Genomic DNA, 15594 nt, shown 5'->3' with positions numbered 1-15594 from the left:
CGAAGCCTGCAAATATACGGAAGCTGTCGCACATTCGATGCGACTGGGACGGACCTTCTCAGGAAATTCTTAGAAATAAGACTTGGCTGGGCGGGTCGCACAAAACGGAGGAAAGACCATGCGTTGGAACAAGCCCCTCGTTCAGGAAATCTGCGTCGGCCTCGAGATCAACGGCTACTTCCCGCCGGAATACTGAGACCGACGACGGGATCGTGAAGCGTGGACGATAGGGGCATGACTGTCCGTCTCCGCGCGATCGTTCTCGGTTCGGCAGCCGGCGGCGGCGTTCCGCAATGGAACTGCCGCTGCCGCGTTTGCCGGATGGCCTGGAAGGGCGACGGCTCGGTCCGTCCCCGCACCCAGTCGAGCGTAGCGGTATCCGCAGACGGCGAGCGCTGGCTTCTTCTGAACGCCTCGCCCGACATCCGCCAGCAGATCTGGTCGGCGCCGGCGTTGCACCCGCAGACGGGTTCGCGCCATTCCCCGATCGCGGCGGTTCTGGTCACCAATGGCGACGTCGATCACGTGACGGGTCTTCTCGGCCTTCGCGAACGCCAGGCATTCGACCTCTACGGCACCGACGAGACGCTCCGGACGATCGCCGACAACCAGATCTTCGACGTGATGGCCGCCGACTGCGTGACACGCAGGAGCGTGGCCTTCGGCGAACCGTTCCGGCCGCTGCCGGGGCTCGACATCGAAATCTTCCCCGTCCCCGGCAAGGTCCCGCTCTGGCGCGAGGATCAGAGCCTCAGGATCGGGGAGGAGGGCGAGAACACCGTGGGGGTGACGATCAGCGCCGGCGGGGCGCGCCTCGTCTACATTCCCGGCTGCGCCCACGTCACCGACGCGGTCAGGGCGCGCATCGACGGTGCCGATGCCCTGTTCTTTGACGGGACGCTCTACACGGACGACGAGATGATCCGCGAGGGTCTCGGGGCCAAGACCGGCCGGCGCATGGGGCACATCTCCATGTCGGGGCCGGACGGCAGCGCCGCCGCCCTCGCCGGTCTCGCGGTCGGCCGACGCTGCTTCATCCACATCAACAATACCAACCCCGTCCTGATCGAGGGCTCGCCCGAACGCCGGGCGATGGAGGAGGCCGGTTGGGAGATCTCTCACGATGGCCTGGAGGTGGTCCTGTGACCCGTCTGATGACCCCCGACGAATTGGAAGCCGCCCTGCGCAAGGTGGGCGCCGAGCGCTATCACAACCTGCATCCGTTCCATCACCTGCTGCACGGCGGCAAGCTCAACAAGGGGCAGGTGCAGGCCTGGGCGCTGAACCGCTACTGCTACCAGTCGGCCATCCCGCGCAAGGACGCGGCGCTGATGTCGCGCTGCGACGACCGCGACCTGCGCCGCGAATGGATCCATCGGATCACCGACCATGACGGCACGGGCGAGGATCCCGGCGGCATCGAGCGCTGGCTCGTGCTGACCGACGGCCTCGGTCTCGACCGGGACTATGTCGTCTCCAAGCGCGGCGCGCTGCCGGCGACCAAGTTCGCGGTCGAAGCCTATGTCCACTTCACCCGCGACAAGCCGCTGCTCGAAGCCGTGGCGTCGTCGCTGACCGAACTGTTCGCGCCCGGCATCCACAAGGAGCGCATCTCCGGCATGCTGGAGAACTACGACTTCATCGACGAGAAGGTGATCGCCTATTTCCGCCGCCGGCTCGACCAGGCGCCGAAGGACGCCGATTTCGCGCTCGACTACGTCAAGAAGAACGCGCGCACCCCGGACCAGCAGGAGGCCGTGATCGCCGCCCTGACCTTCAAGACCGAGGTGCTCTGGTCGCAGCTCGACGCGCTCTACTTCGCCTATGTCGATCCGGGCATGCCGCCGCCCGGCGTGTTCCGCGCCACCTGAGGCCTCCGCCATGCCGCCGGTCGCGTCCGCCAGCCGTCCCGTCGAGCCCTGCCGGTCCCGGACCGTGGGCGGCCGATCGGGGGCGGTTCGGCGCGGGGCGGCCCGGCGCCGGGTGCCGACCCCGCGATGGGTGCCCCGTGCTATCACTCGGCGCGCAAGCCGAGCGCAGGGGAGTGATCGCATGGCCCGGATTCTCAGTCCCGCAGACCTGGAGGCGGAACTCCGCCAGGTCGCCGCGCGGCGCTACTATCACCTGCACCCGTTCCACCGCCTGCTCAGCGCCGGCCGGCTGGACCGGGCGCAGGTCACCGCCTGGGCGCTCAACCGCACCTACTATCAGGCGATGATCCCGGTGAAGGACGCGCTGGTGCTGTCCCGCCTCGCCGATCCGGCCGATCGCCGCTCCTGGCGCCGGCGCATCGTCGAGCAGGACGGCGAGGGCGAGGGCGAGAGCGGGCTCGACCGCTGGCTGCGGCTGACCGACGGCCTCGGCCTCGATCGCGCCAAGGTGCTGGCCTTCGAGGGCGTGCTGCCGGCGACCCGCTTCGCCGTCGACGCCTATCTGCAATTCGTCCGCGAGCGCACGCCGCTGGAGGCCGTCGCCTCCTCGCTGACCGAGCTGTTCTCGGCGACCGTGGTCTCGGAGCGCATGTCCGGCATGCTCGCCTCCTACGACTTCATCGCCCGCCGGACGCTCGCCTATTTCGACGAGCGGCTGGCCCGGGTGAACCGCGATGCCGACTTCGCGCTCGCCTATGTCAAGACCCATGCGGTCACGGCCGAGACGCAGGCCCTGGCGATCGCCGCCATGCGCTTCAAGTGCGACGTGCTCTGGTCGCAGCTCGACGCGCTGCATTTCGCCTATGTCGATCCGAAGCTGCCGCCGCCGGGGGCCTGGAACCCGGACGAGGAGACCCGATGAAAGCCGATGCCGCCACCGACGAGGCCGTGCCGCGCCTGCCGCGCGGGGTGAAGCTGCGTTTCGACCAGGTGCGCAACAGCTGGATGCTGCTCGCCCCGGAACGCGCCTTCCAGATCGACGAGGCGGCGGCCGGCATCCTGAAGCTCTGCGACGGCGAACGCACGCTGGCGACCGTGATCGCCGAAACCGCCGCCGCCTACAACGAGGCGCCGTCGGTCGTCGATGCCGACATCCGCGCCATGCTGGTCGATCTCGCCAACAAGAGGGTGCTGGAGCTATGAACGCACCGCGGCCCGTCTCCGTCCCGGCGCCGCTCGGCCTGCTCGCCGAGCTGACCCATCGCTGCCCGCTGAAATGTCCCTATTGCTCCAATCCGATGGAGCTGGACCGGCGCTCGGTCGAACTCGACACCGAGACCTGGAAGCGGGTCTTCACCGAAGCCGCCGCGCTCGGCGTGCTGCACACCCATCTGTCCGGCGGCGAGCCGACCGCCCGGCGCGACATCGTCGAGCTGACCCGCCACTGCGCCGAGGTCGGTATCTATTCCAACCTGATCACCTCCGGCGTCGGCGTCTCGCAGGACCTGCTGACCAGGCTGGTCGATGCCGGCCTCGATCACGTCCAGCTCTCCATCCAGGGCGCGGACGGGGCGGTCAACGATCATGTCGCAGGCTACCGCGGCGCCTACGAGAAGAAGCGCGAGGTCGGCCGCTGGGTCGTCGATGCGGGCCTGCCGCTGACCCTCAACGCCGTCATCCATCGCGGCAACATCCACCAGGTCGGCGACCTGGTCGGTCTCGCCGTCGCCATGGGGGCGAAGCGGCTCGAGGTCGCCCACACCCAGTATTACGGCTGGGCCTACGCCAACCGCGCCGCGCTGATGCCGGCCAAGCCCGATGTCGACCGGGCGATCGCGATCGTCGAGGCGGCCCGCACGCGCCTGGAAGGCACGCTGGTCATCGACATGGTCATCCCGGACTATTACGCGAAATATCCCAAGGCCTGCTCGGGCGGCTGGGGGCGCCGGTCGATCAATGTCGCGCCGTCCGGCAAGGCGCTGCCCTGCCATGCCGCCGAGACCATCCCGCATCTGGAATTCTGGAACGTGCGCGAGCATTCGCTGCGCGACATCTGGCTGTTCTCGCCGGCCTTCACGGCCTATCGCGGCACCGACTGGATGCCCGATCTGTGCCGGACCTGCGAGCGGGCCGAGATCGACTGGGGCGGCTGCCGCTGCCAGGCGCTGGCGCTCGCCGGCGACGCCGCGGCGACCGATCCGGCCTGCCACAAATCGCCGCTGCACCACAAAATCGTGGCTCTCGCCGAGGCGGAGGCAGTGACAGCCACACCGCCGCCCTATCAATATCGGGAAATGACGGCCCGGGCCCGCGAACCGGTAGAATGACGGCATCCCGGTCCGGACTTGGCTCCGGCCCGACGCCGACAGGCAAAGAACCGGCGCGGGCTTAGGGCAGGACAGTCTCGGGAGGAGATGACCCTTGTCGATGATGGAATTCGGAAAGCGTGCCGTTGCGGCCGCGGCCTTCGCGATCGCTCTCGCCGCCGTCGTGCCCGGCGCCTTTGTTTCAGTGGCCGAGGCGGCCGGGCCGGCGGCCCCCGCCACCGCCACCAAGGCCGCCGCCACCAAGGCCGATGTCGGCGAAATCCTGTTCGAGGGCGAGCACTATCTGAAGGCAGCGCCCGGGACGGTCCTGAAATACAGCTTCGAGCGCAGCGTCCGCGATCCCGACAAGGTCAAGCCGGGCTTCAAGGACGTGGTCGAGCTGACGCTGGAGCCGGGCGAGGCCGCGACCAAGCGCAACGTGATCGTGACGCTGTTCAAGGGGCCGCAGCATCGCGCCGCCGGCCCGTTCGACAATGTCGCCTTCAATCCGACCGCGATCCTGATGCTGGAACTGCATCTCGGCGATTTCGCCAAGCTGCTCGGCGGCAATCCGCGCTACTTCAAGAACGCGATCCGGACCGGAATGCGCGAGGCCGCCAGCGCCGAGCCGGTCAAGGTCAAGCTCGGCACCGGCGAGGTCGACGGCACCCAGTTCACCGTCAGGCCCTATGTCAACGATCCCCAGAAGGCCCGCATGGCCGCCTTCTCGGAAACCGTCTACCGCTTCACGGTCTCGCCCGAGGTCCCGGGCGTCATCTACGAGATCCGGATCACGACGCCCGCCCCCGACGGCGGCGCCCCGCTGGTCGAGGAGGTCACCCGCTATGTCGAGAACTGATCGCCGCCGGGCCGGCACGGCCCTGTTCGCGCTGGTCGCCGCGCTCGCCCTGTCCGGGCCGGCGCTGGCGCAGAACGGGGTCGACCCCGGCACCCTCAACGACTTCCCGACCGCCGCGCGCGCCGACTACGTGTTCGGCTGCATGGCCGCCAACGGGCAGACCCGCGACGCGCTGATGCGCTGCTCCTGCTCGGTCGACGTGGTCGCCTCGATCCTGCCCTACGACAAGTACGAGCAGGCCGAGACCATCCTGATGATGCGCCAGGGCGTCGGCCAGGCCGCCTCGACCTTCCGCTCCAACACCGCCATGGACGAGACCATCGCGGATCTCCGCCGCGCCCAGGCCGAAGCCGAAATGCGCTGCTTCCCGTAAGGCCGCCGCAGTGCCGTCCCGCCCGGACGGGGACTCCGGGGGGGCGCCGTCGGTCGGACGGACGCGGGGGCAGGGGCAGCCGTCACCGAGGAGGCCCGGGGCGTGCGGAGCCGGGGGTGAAGGCGGTTGCCGAGGGGATTGGGCACCTGCCGTGGCCCGGGGCAGGCCGCCGGAAGTTGACGGCCCCCCGCGGACGGATCGAACCGCGCACGGCGCATGGTCTCGCGGACCGCAATCCGCGCCAGCGGCGCCGGAATGCGCCAGCGGCGCCGAAATGCGCCAGCGGCGCCGAAATGCGCCAACGGCGCCGAAATGCGCCAACGGCGCCGAAATGCGCCAGCGGCGCCGAGAGGGTCACTTCGACAGGCTGGCCTTCAGGGCTTTGATGCCGTCGCGCAGCGCCGCGAGGTCGCCGGCGGGCTGCCCGATCAGGCAGCCGATCGCCCGGACCGCGTCCGCGGCCGGCCCGCGCAGGGCGTCGCCTGCCGGGCTCAGCACCACGCGCACGACGCGCTCGTCGGCCTTGTCGCGGCTGCGCTTCAGATAGCCGGCGCCTTCCAGCCGCTTCAGAAGCGGGGTCAGCGTGCCCGAATCGAGCCCGAGACGGTCGCCGATCTCGCCGACCGAGAGCCCGTCGCGTTCCCACAAAACCAGCATCACCAGATACTGCGGATAGGTCAGCCCGAGCGGCTCCAGAAGCGGCTTGTAGGCCCGCGTCATGGCCTGCAGCGCCCCATAGAGCGCGAAACAAATCTGATCCTCAAGCCGCGGCGGCGTATCCATGGCGCCATCCTATAGCGCACAATGGAATGACGGGTCGCCTCATCGGCGAAATGCCGAAGCCAGCCGCATGATCTCCCGGCTCCTTCCCCTGCGCCCCCTGCCAAGGGGGAGAAGGTGCCCGAAGGGCGGATGAGGGGGCCTGGATGTGGAAAACCGGGCGCGCTTTTCGGTTCGGCTCGGGATATCCTGCGGCGCGAACCGACTGTTCGGCAAATTGCCGCGGGACCGCCCCCTCATCCGCCCTTCGGGCACCTTCTCCCCCCTTGTGGGGAGAAGGGATACGCCTCTGACGCAATGCGGAAGCGGCCCGCGAGATCTGCTGCCTCCTTCCCGGTGTCTGCTTGCGGCGGGAAACGGGTCGCCTCATCGGCGTGACGCGGCATCCGGCCGCACGATCTCCCGGCTCCTTCCCCTTCCCCCTTGCTGAAAGAGAAAAGACGCCCCTTCGATGTCGGGTCCAAACGGGTCTTGCGGACCGGTTCACCGTGTTCGGCGGATGAAATCGCCGAAGGCGCGGGGGCCGTCGCCGACCTTGGCGGTGCCGAGGGTTTTCAGCGTGGCGGCGTCGATCGCCGACAGGGTGTTGGAGAACCAGTCGGCGACCAGGATGCGGCGGCCGTCGGGGGTGGCGGCGATGCCCTCCGGGTATTCGCCGCCATAGGCGAGTGTCGCCACCGGGGCGAGGCTCGCGGTGTCGAAGACCGTGATCGTGTCGGCATGCTGGTCGGTGACGAAGGCGCGGGAGCCGGCGAGTGCGACCGCATAGGGCGTGTTGCCGACCGGAACGCGGCCGATCTCGCGCCGTGCGGCGAGGTCGATCACCGAGACGTCGTTGGAGCCGACATTGGCCGTATAGGCGCGCCGGCCGTCGGCCGAGACCGTGACCCCGAAGGGCCGCGTGCCGACCGGCACCACGGCCACCACCGTCAGGCTCGCGGCATCGATGATCGAGATCTGGTTGGAATCCCGGTCCGCGGTCAGCACCAGACTGCCGTCCGGGGTCGGCGCGATGCCGGACGGGCTCTCGCCGACCGTCACCTGCGCGGTCACGCTTCCGGCCTCCGGGTCGACCACCAGGAGCCGGTGGGCATACCAGTCGGCGACATAGACCGGGTGGCCGGAAGGGTGCACGGCGAGGCCGAGCGGGCCGCCGGTGAGAGCGATCCGCTTCACGATCGCGCGCGTCTCCGCGTCGATCACCGTCAGCGTCTTGGAGTCCGGGCTGGTCACATAGGCCCGCCGGCCGTCGCGCGAGACCGCGATGCCGGCCGGCTTGCCGCCGATCGCGATCGTGGCGACCGGCGCCATCCGATCGAGATCGACGACGGTCAGGTCGTCGGAGCCCTGGTTGGTGACGAAGGCCTCGTCGGCCACCGCCGGCCCGGCCGGGGGACCCGCCACGACGGTCAGCAGGCCGAGCACCAACACCACCGCCGCCGCCGGGCGCGCCGGCAGGGCGGGGGTCAGAGCCCAGATGGAAGACCGGCGGAGCCAGCCCGCCGGCCGTCGGGTCCTGTCGGCGCCGGGCACGCTCAGCTGCCGCTCTCGACCTTCTTCTTCAGGGCTTCGAGGCCGGAGGAATAGACGCCCTTGATCGCCTTGATGGCGGCTTCGTCGCTCAGCTCCGGCGGCGGATCGTTGTTCGGGAAGCCGCGATAGAAGGCGCCGCGCCATTCCACCTTGGCCTTGCCGCCCTCTTCGGTCACGGCGATGCGCGAGGTGTAGTTGGTCACGGGCAGGACCTTCACGTCCTCCTTGGTGATCCGGTAGCTGTAGTTCATCCCGGCGGCGTCGTATTTCTCGAGCGTCTCCTCGGGGATGACGGCGCCGCCCTGCAGGGTCAGCGTGCGGGTGGCATTGACGTCGTTGCCGCCCTTGCCCTCGCCCTTCACGACGGCCGGGTGCCAGCTCATGTCCTGGAAATTGCCGATCACGGCCCAGACCTTGGCGGCGGGCGCGTTGATCTCGATGGTCTCGGTCACCTTCTGGCGGGTCGGGCCATGGGCATCGGCCGTGGCGGCGACGAGCGCCACGGCGGCAGCCGCGACGGCGGTGAGGGTCCAGTGCTTCATCGTTTCCTCTCCTGCGAACCGGTCGGTACACCGCCGGCTGATTTCTTAAGGGACCGGGGCGGGCCGCCGGTCGTGTCGTGAGCTAATGGGTACTCGCATCCGTGGCGGCCAGAGGTGCGGCGAAATGCCCCTCGATCTTCTGCCGGATCCAGTCCCAGGCCTCGCGTTCGGCCGGGCCGGCCGTCTTGGAGACGGCGATCTCCAGATAGGCCATCTCGGTCTCGACCTTGTCGCGCGGCAGCATGCCGAGCCGGGTCGACAGGATGGCGGCCTCGAGCACCGCGGCCTGGGCGCGGTTGAAGCCCGAGAAGGGGCGATGCGCGGCCTCGTGCACGACCCGGCAGCGGAAGCGCGGCCGGGTCGCGTCGTCGGTGAAATCGACCACCGCGAGTTCGATATGGCCGAAGCAGTCGGCCAGCCGCACGCCCTCGACCCGGTCGGCGGGGACCAGCGGCCAGTCGCGCCGCCCCGTGACATGGCCGGCGACGACGCGCATGTCGGTCGGCCCGGAGGCGACCGCGAAGGGGTGCCGGTGCAGGTTGTCGATCGCCGGGGACGGCCGGAACGGCGCCAGAATCCATCCGGCGTCGTCGCGGATCAGCCCGTAGGGCGCCACATGATGGCTGCCGTCGGGGTTTCGCGTCGCCACCACCGTCTCCAGGATGAAGGGCATCAGTCGGCGTCTCCTCCGGCATCGGCAGGGCCGGCACCCTCGGCATCCGGGTCGGTTGCGTCGGCGGTCGCGTCCGGCGCCGCCTTCTGCCGGCGGGTCGCCAAGGTGTGGCCCGCGTCCTTCAGACGGGTCAAGTCCTCCGCCTTGCGGTCCCATGCCGCGCCCCAGTCGAGGGGTTCGTCCTGCGCATAGCGCTTGCCGAGCCGCCATGCGGTTTCCGCCTTGGCGAGCTCGGTGCCGAGATAGAAGGCATGGCCGCCGTCGGTCTCGACCCCCAGATCCGGGAAGAAGGGCAGCGCCTCGGTATGCACCGCATGCACGTCCCGATTGTAGACATGGATGCCGTCCTCGACCACCTCGATGCGGAAATTGCGGTCGCGCACCGCCGCGGCCGCCGCCGCGACGCCGGCGGCGCTGTTGGCGTAGGGCTTGCGGTCGTGCAGGGCGGAGAGCGCGCCGGAATAGCCCTTGGGCAGGGCGCCGTCGCGTCGGGCGGCGTGCAGGATGCGGCGGGCGGCATCGTGTTCGGCGATGGTGCGCCGGGTATGCGGGCTGACCTGGACCACCAGCACGTTGCGGATCGCCAGTTCGGAGGCGATGCCGAGCAGCGTCATGGTGATGCCGGTCGTGTCGGCCTCGGTCAGTTCGGTCAGGTTGCCGGTGCCCATCAGCATCTCGGCCGCCGGCATGGCCTTGCGGAAGGCATGGTAGCGGACGATCGAATCGGTGAAGCCGAAATGGATCGGGTCGAGGATCGGGTCGGCCAGATAGGGCAGGCCCCAATCGTCCATCCGCCGGCAGGCGCGGATCAGGCTGTCGAGATCGTGCGGGCGGGCCGGCACCAGCACCGGCACGGCGGCAACCGCGCGGGCGAGATCGAGCGTGTCCTCGTTGAGCGACAGGAGGAAGTCGCAGCCGGCCTCGGCGCCGATCCTGAGTTCGCCGACATCGGCGCTGTCGACCGAGACGCGCAAGCCCGCGGCCTTCAGGGCGCGCACGCAGTCGGCGAGATGCGGGAAGGGCGTATCCGGCAGGCAGCCGAGATCGATCACGTCCGCACCCTGGGCGGCGAGCCCGAGCGCCTTGGCGAGCACGGCCTCGACCGGCAGATCCGGCGCATCGACGATCTCGGCGAAGATCCGGAGGTCATGGCCCGACAGATCCGGCACCGCGGCGCCGCGGCCGAAGAAGGCCGGCAGGTCGACCACCTCGTCCGGCCCGCGCCGCACCGGCACGCCGAAATGGGCCGACAGGGCGTCGAGATCGGCCCGGCAGCGGCCCGGCACTACCACCATCGTGGCGCCCTCCGGCAGGCTCACCCGGCGGCGGATGATCTCCTCGGTCATCAGCGCGGCGACCTTCACGCCGGCATCGATCACCTTCCACTGGAAGGTCCGCCCGTCCTGTCCGCGCCCGCCGATCTCGGCCATCACCGCCTCGACCCGGGCTCGCGCCAGATGGCCGGTCAGCAGCACGATCCGGTCCTGGGACGATGGGGTTTGGGCGGGGGCGTCGGGCATCGTCTTCCGGTTCGGGCTGGGGCGGTCGGCGCGGCCGCGCGCGGCCGGGAGGGTCAGGCCGCGACCGGGCTCTGGCCGGCGGCGGCGAGCATGCGGTCGAGCGCGGCTTCGAGCTCCGGCAGGGTCTCGACCACGTCGGTATATTCGAAGGATTTCAGCGCCTCGGTATTCTGCAGGTCGATCCGGCGCGGATAGACCTTGACCCAGCCCGACGGCGCCTCGGTGTCCATCTCCGGCGCGGTGTCGCAGGCGAACACCACCGAGGGCACGCGGCACTTGCCGGCCTGGGCATAGACGTTGGTGGCCAGCGTATCGGAGATGCCGTGCACCGCCTTGGCGACCGTATTGGAGGTCGCCGGCGCGACGATCAGGCCGAAATACTGGCCCTTGTAGAAGTTCCCGACCGGCGCGGCGCTGGCGGTCGTGTCCTTGAAGATGCGGGTGTCCTCGGGCAGGAGCTCGAACTCCTTCTTGTACATTCGGATCACTTCCGCCGCCGCCTTGGTGACGAAGAGATCGAGATGCGGAACCTTGCGCATCAGCGTCAGGCATTCGACGAAATAATGCCCGGAGCCGGTCAGGGCCCAGCCGAGGCGGGGTGTCACGACGGTCTTGGCCACACGCGCATCCTCTTTGCCATCCGATCCGGCCCGCCCGGTCAGCCGAGCGGGTCGAAGCCGATATCGCTCTCCGGCGCCGCGATCGCAGCGCCCAGCCTGTCATGGTCGGCAGGCCCGAGGATGCGGACTATACCGGAACCGCCGGCCAGGAAAGCCGGAAAGGCCGCATCGAGATGGCCGGCGGCGACGAGCCGCAGCACGGCCGGGCCGCTCCCGTCGGGTTGCGCGGTGGCGGCGGCCGCCGCCGGGTCGGCGGACTTGACCAGGATCACCGCGGCGGCGGCGATCTCCCGGGCGACGAACAGGGCGAGGCTGTCGGAGGTCACCGCCCAGGTCTCCGGGATGGCCGGATGACCGTCGCGGAGCGCGACCGGATGCCACAAAGCCTGTCGATTGCGTTCGAATGCCATGGCAATGGCTTGCAGAGAATTGCACAGCGCCAGCTGCGGCCGGCGCTCCGCGATCACGGCGGCGAACTGGCTCATGGCATCGAGCGCGAGGCGATGGGCGAGCCCGTCCGAGAAGCCGAGCCGGCCTTGCGCGGCGCGGACCGCGTCGGCAAACATCCCCCCGCCGCAGACGATGACGACCGGGCGGACGGCGTCGATCACCCGGTCGAGCAGCGCGTCGAGATCGGCACCCGCCATCAGGCTGCCGCCAAGCTTGACGACGACCGGCGCGCCGGCCCTCACGCGGTCAGGCCGAGCGCGGCCGGGGGCGATCCGACGAGGCGCCGCCCCGACCCGGCCGCCCGGCAGGCGGCGGCGGCCTCGGCGACCCGGTCCATGACCAGCGGCCGGCGCCGGTCGAAGTCCTCGCACAGCCCGCCGCGGAAGCCGAGGAGGTCCGGCCCGAGGGCGGCCAGGCCGGCGATGTCGGCTATGCGCAGCGATCCGGCCAGGCCGACCATCAGCCCGTGCCGGCGCGCCAGGGCCACGAAGGCGGCGCGCTCGGCCGGACCGGTCGCGGACAGGAGGCCGCCGGCCTTGCCCTCGGTATCCATCATGATGCCGGCGAAGCCAGCCGCGGCAGCGGCCGGCACCAGGGCGAGATCGGGGGCGCGGTCGGCGATCAGAACCCCGACCAGCCTTGTGCGCGACCCGAGCCGGCGACCCAGCTCGGCCACCAGGCCGGCGCGGTCCGGTCCAGGGAAGAGGCCGACCTTGACCATGTCGACCCCGGTCGCCGCCACCCGCTCGGCCGCATCGAGAACGCCAGCCGAATCAATCAGATCGCCGATCACGGCGGTGACCGTCCGGGATCGGCCGACGGCCTCCCGGATCGCCCGGATGGTCTCGACCGGCAGCGCGCCGAGCGCACCGGCGGTCGGGTCCTTGGCGTCGATCAGATCCGCCCCGGCCGCCGCCGCGCGGACGGCCTCGGCCGGATCGGCGACGCTGACGAGCAGGTTCGGCATGGCGGAGGTTCCGGCGGCTGGTGGGATCGGCGCGTCAAACTAGCGCCTCGGCCCGCGCCCGGGAAGCTGCGCACGGCCGGACATTCGGCCGCGTTCAGGGCGACCGGCCGCGTTCAGGGCGACCGGTCCCGTTCAGGGCAACAGGGGCAGCGGCGGATCGGCGAAGCGGTTGCGGAACAGCCAGCGCACGCCCCGGGTCCAGCTCTCGTCGGTGTCGCCGTTCACGTCGACGCTCATGGTGCGCACCGGGCGGTCGGCGGCCACGTCGGTGACCGTGATGTCGATATGAATCAGCAAGGGCGTCAACTTCTTGACGCGTCCGAACACGGCGAGATCGGCCCCGGCCTCCCGGGCCAGATCGGTGCCGCAGCCGTTGCATTTGTGCAGCGGGGCGGCGTCGGCGAGCTTGCCGGCCATCGGCGTGAGATCGACCAGGGTCTGCTGGCCCTTTTCGGCGACCAGCCGCCGGAATTCGGCGGTGACCAGCGTCAGCCGCTGCCGGTCGGCCAGGTCGGGGCCGCGCCCCTGGAGCATGGCCGCCCCCATGGCGGTCATGCCGGTCGGATCGGCGCTGACGCCGCCGTCGGCCAGTTCGAAATCGAATACCGCGATGCGCGGCGGTTCGGTCGCCCCTGCGTCGAATCCGCCCAGGAGCAGCCCGGCCAGACCCAATCCTGAGAAGAGGCTCAGAAGGCCGCCGCGGCGCCCGGCCGTCGAAACGCTTGCCGATCCGTGCTTTTGCTGACTTCGTCTCATGGCAGCGAAGCTAGCACGCGGTCCCGGCCCGGCAAGTGGCTCGTGGGTTTAGGATTCTCTTATCTCATTCGGGATTGCCCGCCCGAACCCCACTGCTAGGGTCCCATGCCGGAAACGCATGGGGAGGAGGACGCGATGGCCCGGATTGACGCACAGGCGGCGATGCGCACCGTTCTTCTGACGGCCTGCACCGCCATGGCCGGATGGGCCGGGACCGCGGCCTCGGCGCGTGCCGACGAACTTTCCGTCGGCATCCTGTCGCTGCGTCCGCCGCCGCCGCCGATCTACGATCAGGACCCGCTGCCCGAGGATCTGGGACTGGCCGGCGGCCGTCTCGCGATCAAGGATTCCAACACCACCGGCCGGCTGGTCGGGCAGAGCTTCCGGCTCGACGAGACGATCATCGACGAGGGCGACGATCCGCTGCCCGCCTTCGAGGAACTGGTCGCCAAGGGCAACCAGTTCGTCGTGCTCAACCTGCCGGCCGCCCAGGTCCTGAAGATCGCCGATGCGGCGAAGGGGCGCGACATCCTGCTCTTCAACGCGGCGGCGGAAGAAGAATCGCTGCGCAACGAGGATTGCCGCGACAACGTCATGCATGTCGCGCCGACCCGGTCGATGCTGACGGATTCGCTGGCGCAGTTCCTGGTCTGGAAACGCTGGCGCAACTGGCTGGTCATCTACGGTCCGCATCCGAACGACCAGCTCTATCTCGATCAGATCAAGCGGGCGGCGAAGAAGTTCTCCGGCAAGATCATCGCCGAGAAGCTTTGGGAATTCGGGCCCGACGGCCGCCGCACGGCGCAGCAGGAAGTGCCTCTGCTGACCCAGGCGCTCAGCTACGACGTGGTGATGATCGCCGACGAAGCCGGCGAGTTCGGCGATTATGTCGCCTATCACACCTGGGATCCGCGGCCGACCGCCGGCACGCAGGGCCTGATGGCGACGACCTGGCATCCCCAGGCCGAGCAGCACGGCGCCGTCCAGTTGAACAACCGCTTCAAGCGGCTCGCCAACCGGCCGATGACGTCGCTCGACTTCAACGTCTGGATGGCGGTCCGAACCGTCACCGAATCCGCCCCGCGCGTGAAGTCGGTACAATTCAAGCCGCTCTACGATTTCGTGCGCGGCAAGGAATTCGAACTCGCCGCCTTCAAGGGCGTCGGCCTGACCTTCCGGGATTGGGACTGGCAGTTGCGCCAGCCGATCCTGTTGGCGCAGGCCGCCGCGCTGGTCTCCATGTCGCCGCAGCCGGGCTTCCTGCATCAGCGCACGCCGCTCGATACGCTCGGCACGGACAAGCCGGAATCCAAATGCAAGCTCAAATGAAGCCCGGGCGCAAACCCGGACAGTCGGGAGGATCATCCATGAAGGCGCGGATCGCCGCCGTCGCGGCCATCGCCGGAACGTTGCTGGCCGCCGATGCGGCCGAGGCCTACACGGTCTATGTGTCCAACGAAAAGGACAATACGATCAGCGTGATCGACACCGCGACCATGACGGTCACCAAGACCTTCAAGGTCGGCCGCCGCCCGCGCGGCCTCGCGGTCACGCCGGACGGCAAGTATATCGTCGTCTGCGCCTCCGACGATCACCGCATCGAGGCCTGGGACACGACCGACTACAAGCTGGCCCGCACGCTGCCGTCGGGTCCAGACCCGGAACTCTTCGCCTTTTCGCCCGACGGCAAGCTGATGTATGTGGCGAACGAAGACGACAATCTCGTCACGGTCGTCGACATGGAGACCAACAAGAAGGTGACCGAGATCCCGGTGGGCGTCGAGCCCGAGGGCATGGCGGTCAGTCCGGACGGCAAGACGGTGATCAACACGTCGGAAACGACGAACATGATCCACTTCATCGATGCCGCCACCCAGAAGATCACCGACAACGTGCTGGTCGATGCGCGTCCGCGCTTCGCCGAATTCAGCAGCGACGGCGCCAAGCTGTGGACCTCCGCGGAGGTCGGCGGCACCGTCACGGTGATCGACCCGAAGACCAAGCAGGTGCTGAAGCGGATCGAATTCTCGGTTCCGGGCCTCAACAAGGAGGCGATCCAGCCGGTCGGCATCCGCATCACCAAGAACGGCAAGCGCGTCTTCGTGGCGCTCGGCCCGGCCAACCGGGTCGCGGTGATCAACGGCGACACCTACGAGGTCGAGAAGTATCTTCTGGTCGGCCAGCGCGTCTGGCAGTTGGCCTTCACGCCGGACGAGAAGATGCTGTTCTCGACCAACGGCGCGTCGGGCGACGTGTCGGTGATCGATGTCGACGCGCTGCGCGTCACCAAGTCGATCAAGGTCGGCCGACTGCCCTGGGGCGTCTGGGTGAAGCCCGAGTGAAC

The 15594-nt window shown here is 69.4% G+C and carries 17 protein-coding genes and 1 pseudogene; 9 read left to right on the top strand and 9 right to left on the bottom strand.

Features of this window, described 5'->3' with window-relative positions:
- The first annotated feature begins 118 nt into the window (after window positions 1-118).
- From pqqA to ABB55_RS08945, 7 genes and pseudogenes are all read left to right on the top strand, one after another.
- The gene (gene pqqA, locus ABB55_RS31270) at window positions 119-196 is read left to right on the top strand and encodes a pyrroloquinoline quinone precursor peptide PqqA (protein ID WP_140940681.1); all 78 of its coding nucleotides are present in this window, start codon (window positions 119-121) and stop codon (window positions 194-196) included.
- A gap of 38 nt (window positions 197-234) precedes the next feature.
- Window positions 235-1146, top strand: a complete 912-nt coding sequence (gene pqqB, locus ABB55_RS08975; protein ID WP_054358509.1) for a pyrroloquinoline quinone biosynthesis protein PqqB — start codon at window positions 235-237, stop codon at window positions 1144-1146.
- Between the two features lie 8 nt (window positions 1147-1154).
- Window positions 1155-1871 (top strand): pyrroloquinoline-quinone synthase PqqC, encoded by a 717-nt coding sequence (pqqC, locus tag ABB55_RS08970; protein ID WP_083464082.1) that lies wholly within the window; start codon window positions 1155-1157, stop codon window positions 1869-1871.
- A gap of 181 nt (window positions 1872-2052) precedes the next feature.
- Window positions 2053-3074: pseudogene (gene pqqC / locus ABB55_RS08965) on the top strand (pyrroloquinoline-quinone synthase PqqC).
- Window positions 3071-4198, top strand: coding sequence for a pyrroloquinoline quinone biosynthesis protein PqqE (gene pqqE, locus ABB55_RS08955; protein WP_054358505.1), 1128 nt, complete (start codon window positions 3071-3073; stop codon window positions 4196-4198). Before pqqC (ABB55_RS08965) ends, pqqE begins: the two are co-directional and overlap by 4 nt.
- A gap of 100 nt (window positions 4199-4298) precedes the next feature.
- Window positions 4299-5036 carry a hypothetical protein gene (locus tag ABB55_RS08950; RefSeq protein WP_152981985.1) on the top strand — a complete coding sequence of 246 codons (738 nt, stop codon included), beginning with the start codon at window positions 4299-4301 and terminating at the stop codon, window positions 5034-5036.
- On the top strand, window positions 5023-5409 hold the full coding sequence (locus ABB55_RS08945; protein ID WP_054358503.1) for a hypothetical protein: 387 nt from the start codon (window positions 5023-5025) through the stop codon (window positions 5407-5409). Before ABB55_RS08950 ends, ABB55_RS08945 begins: the two co-directional genes overlap by 14 nt.
- Before the next feature lie 354 nt (window positions 5410-5763).
- Here the strand turns inward: ABB55_RS08945 and ABB55_RS08940 are convergent, their stop codons facing one another.
- From ABB55_RS08940 to ABB55_RS08900, 9 genes are all read right to left on the bottom strand, one after another.
- Window positions 5764-6192, bottom strand: a complete 429-nt coding sequence (locus ABB55_RS08940; protein WP_054358502.1) for a MarR family winged helix-turn-helix transcriptional regulator — start codon at window positions 6190-6192, stop codon at window positions 5764-5766.
- 480 nt (window positions 6193-6672) lie between these two features.
- Window positions 6673-7620, bottom strand: a complete 948-nt coding sequence (locus tag ABB55_RS08935) for a YVTN family beta-propeller repeat protein (protein ID WP_054361928.1) — start codon at window positions 7618-7620, stop codon at window positions 6673-6675.
- 104 nt (window positions 7621-7724) lie between these two features.
- Window positions 7725-8264 carry an SRPBCC family protein gene (locus ABB55_RS08930; protein ID WP_054358501.1) on the bottom strand — a complete coding sequence of 180 codons (540 nt, stop codon included), beginning with the start codon at window positions 8262-8264 and terminating at the stop codon, window positions 7725-7727.
- 82 nt (window positions 8265-8346) lie between these two features.
- Window positions 8347-8937 (bottom strand): DUF447 domain-containing protein, encoded by a 591-nt coding sequence (locus ABB55_RS08925; RefSeq protein WP_054358500.1) that lies wholly within the window; start codon window positions 8935-8937, stop codon window positions 8347-8349.
- Window positions 8937-10457, bottom strand: a complete 1521-nt coding sequence (locus tag ABB55_RS08920) for a DUF6513 domain-containing protein (RefSeq protein WP_244472002.1) — start codon at window positions 10455-10457, stop codon at window positions 8937-8939. The genes ABB55_RS08925 and ABB55_RS08920 overlap by 1 nt, the downstream gene beginning before the upstream one ends.
- A gap of 53 nt (window positions 10458-10510) precedes the next feature.
- Window positions 10511-11077, bottom strand: a complete 567-nt coding sequence (locus ABB55_RS08915) for a flavoprotein (protein WP_054358499.1) — start codon at window positions 11075-11077, stop codon at window positions 10511-10513.
- Window positions 11078-11115: 38 nt separating this feature from the next.
- Window positions 11116-11769 carry an amino acid kinase family protein gene (locus ABB55_RS08910; RefSeq protein ID WP_152981984.1) on the bottom strand — a complete coding sequence of 218 codons (654 nt, stop codon included), beginning with the start codon at window positions 11767-11769 and terminating at the stop codon, window positions 11116-11118.
- Entirely contained in the window at window positions 11766-12494 is a 729-nt protein-coding gene (locus ABB55_RS08905; RefSeq protein ID WP_054358498.1) for a (5-formylfuran-3-yl)methyl phosphate synthase, read from the bottom strand. Before ABB55_RS08905 ends, ABB55_RS08910 begins: the two co-directional genes overlap by 4 nt.
- Window positions 12495-12626: 132 nt before the next feature.
- Window positions 12627-13166, bottom strand: coding sequence for a DUF3280 domain-containing protein (locus tag ABB55_RS08900; RefSeq protein ID WP_054358497.1), 540 nt, complete (start codon window positions 13164-13166; stop codon window positions 12627-12629).
- 219 nt (window positions 13167-13385) lie between these two features.
- Between ABB55_RS08900 and ABB55_RS08895 the strand changes: the two genes are divergently transcribed.
- Entirely contained in the window at window positions 13386-14579 is a 1194-nt protein-coding gene (locus tag ABB55_RS08895) for an ABC transporter substrate-binding protein (protein ID WP_083463476.1), read from the top strand.
- A 38-nt stretch (window positions 14580-14617) separates the two neighbouring features.
- Window positions 14618-15592 carry a YVTN family beta-propeller repeat protein gene (locus ABB55_RS08890; RefSeq protein ID WP_054358496.1) on the top strand — a complete coding sequence of 325 codons (975 nt, stop codon included), beginning with the start codon at window positions 14618-14620 and terminating at the stop codon, window positions 15590-15592.
- Window positions 15593-15594: the final 2 nt, after the last annotated feature.

Origin of the sequence: Prosthecodimorpha hirschii (assembly GCF_001305515.1) — a bacterium.
GTDB classification, from domain to species: domain Bacteria; phylum Pseudomonadota; class Alphaproteobacteria; order Rhizobiales; family Ancalomicrobiaceae; genus Prosthecodimorpha; species Prosthecodimorpha hirschii.
Note: the sequence above shows the minus strand (reverse complement) of the source record. Positions and strands in the feature narration are given on the sequence as shown.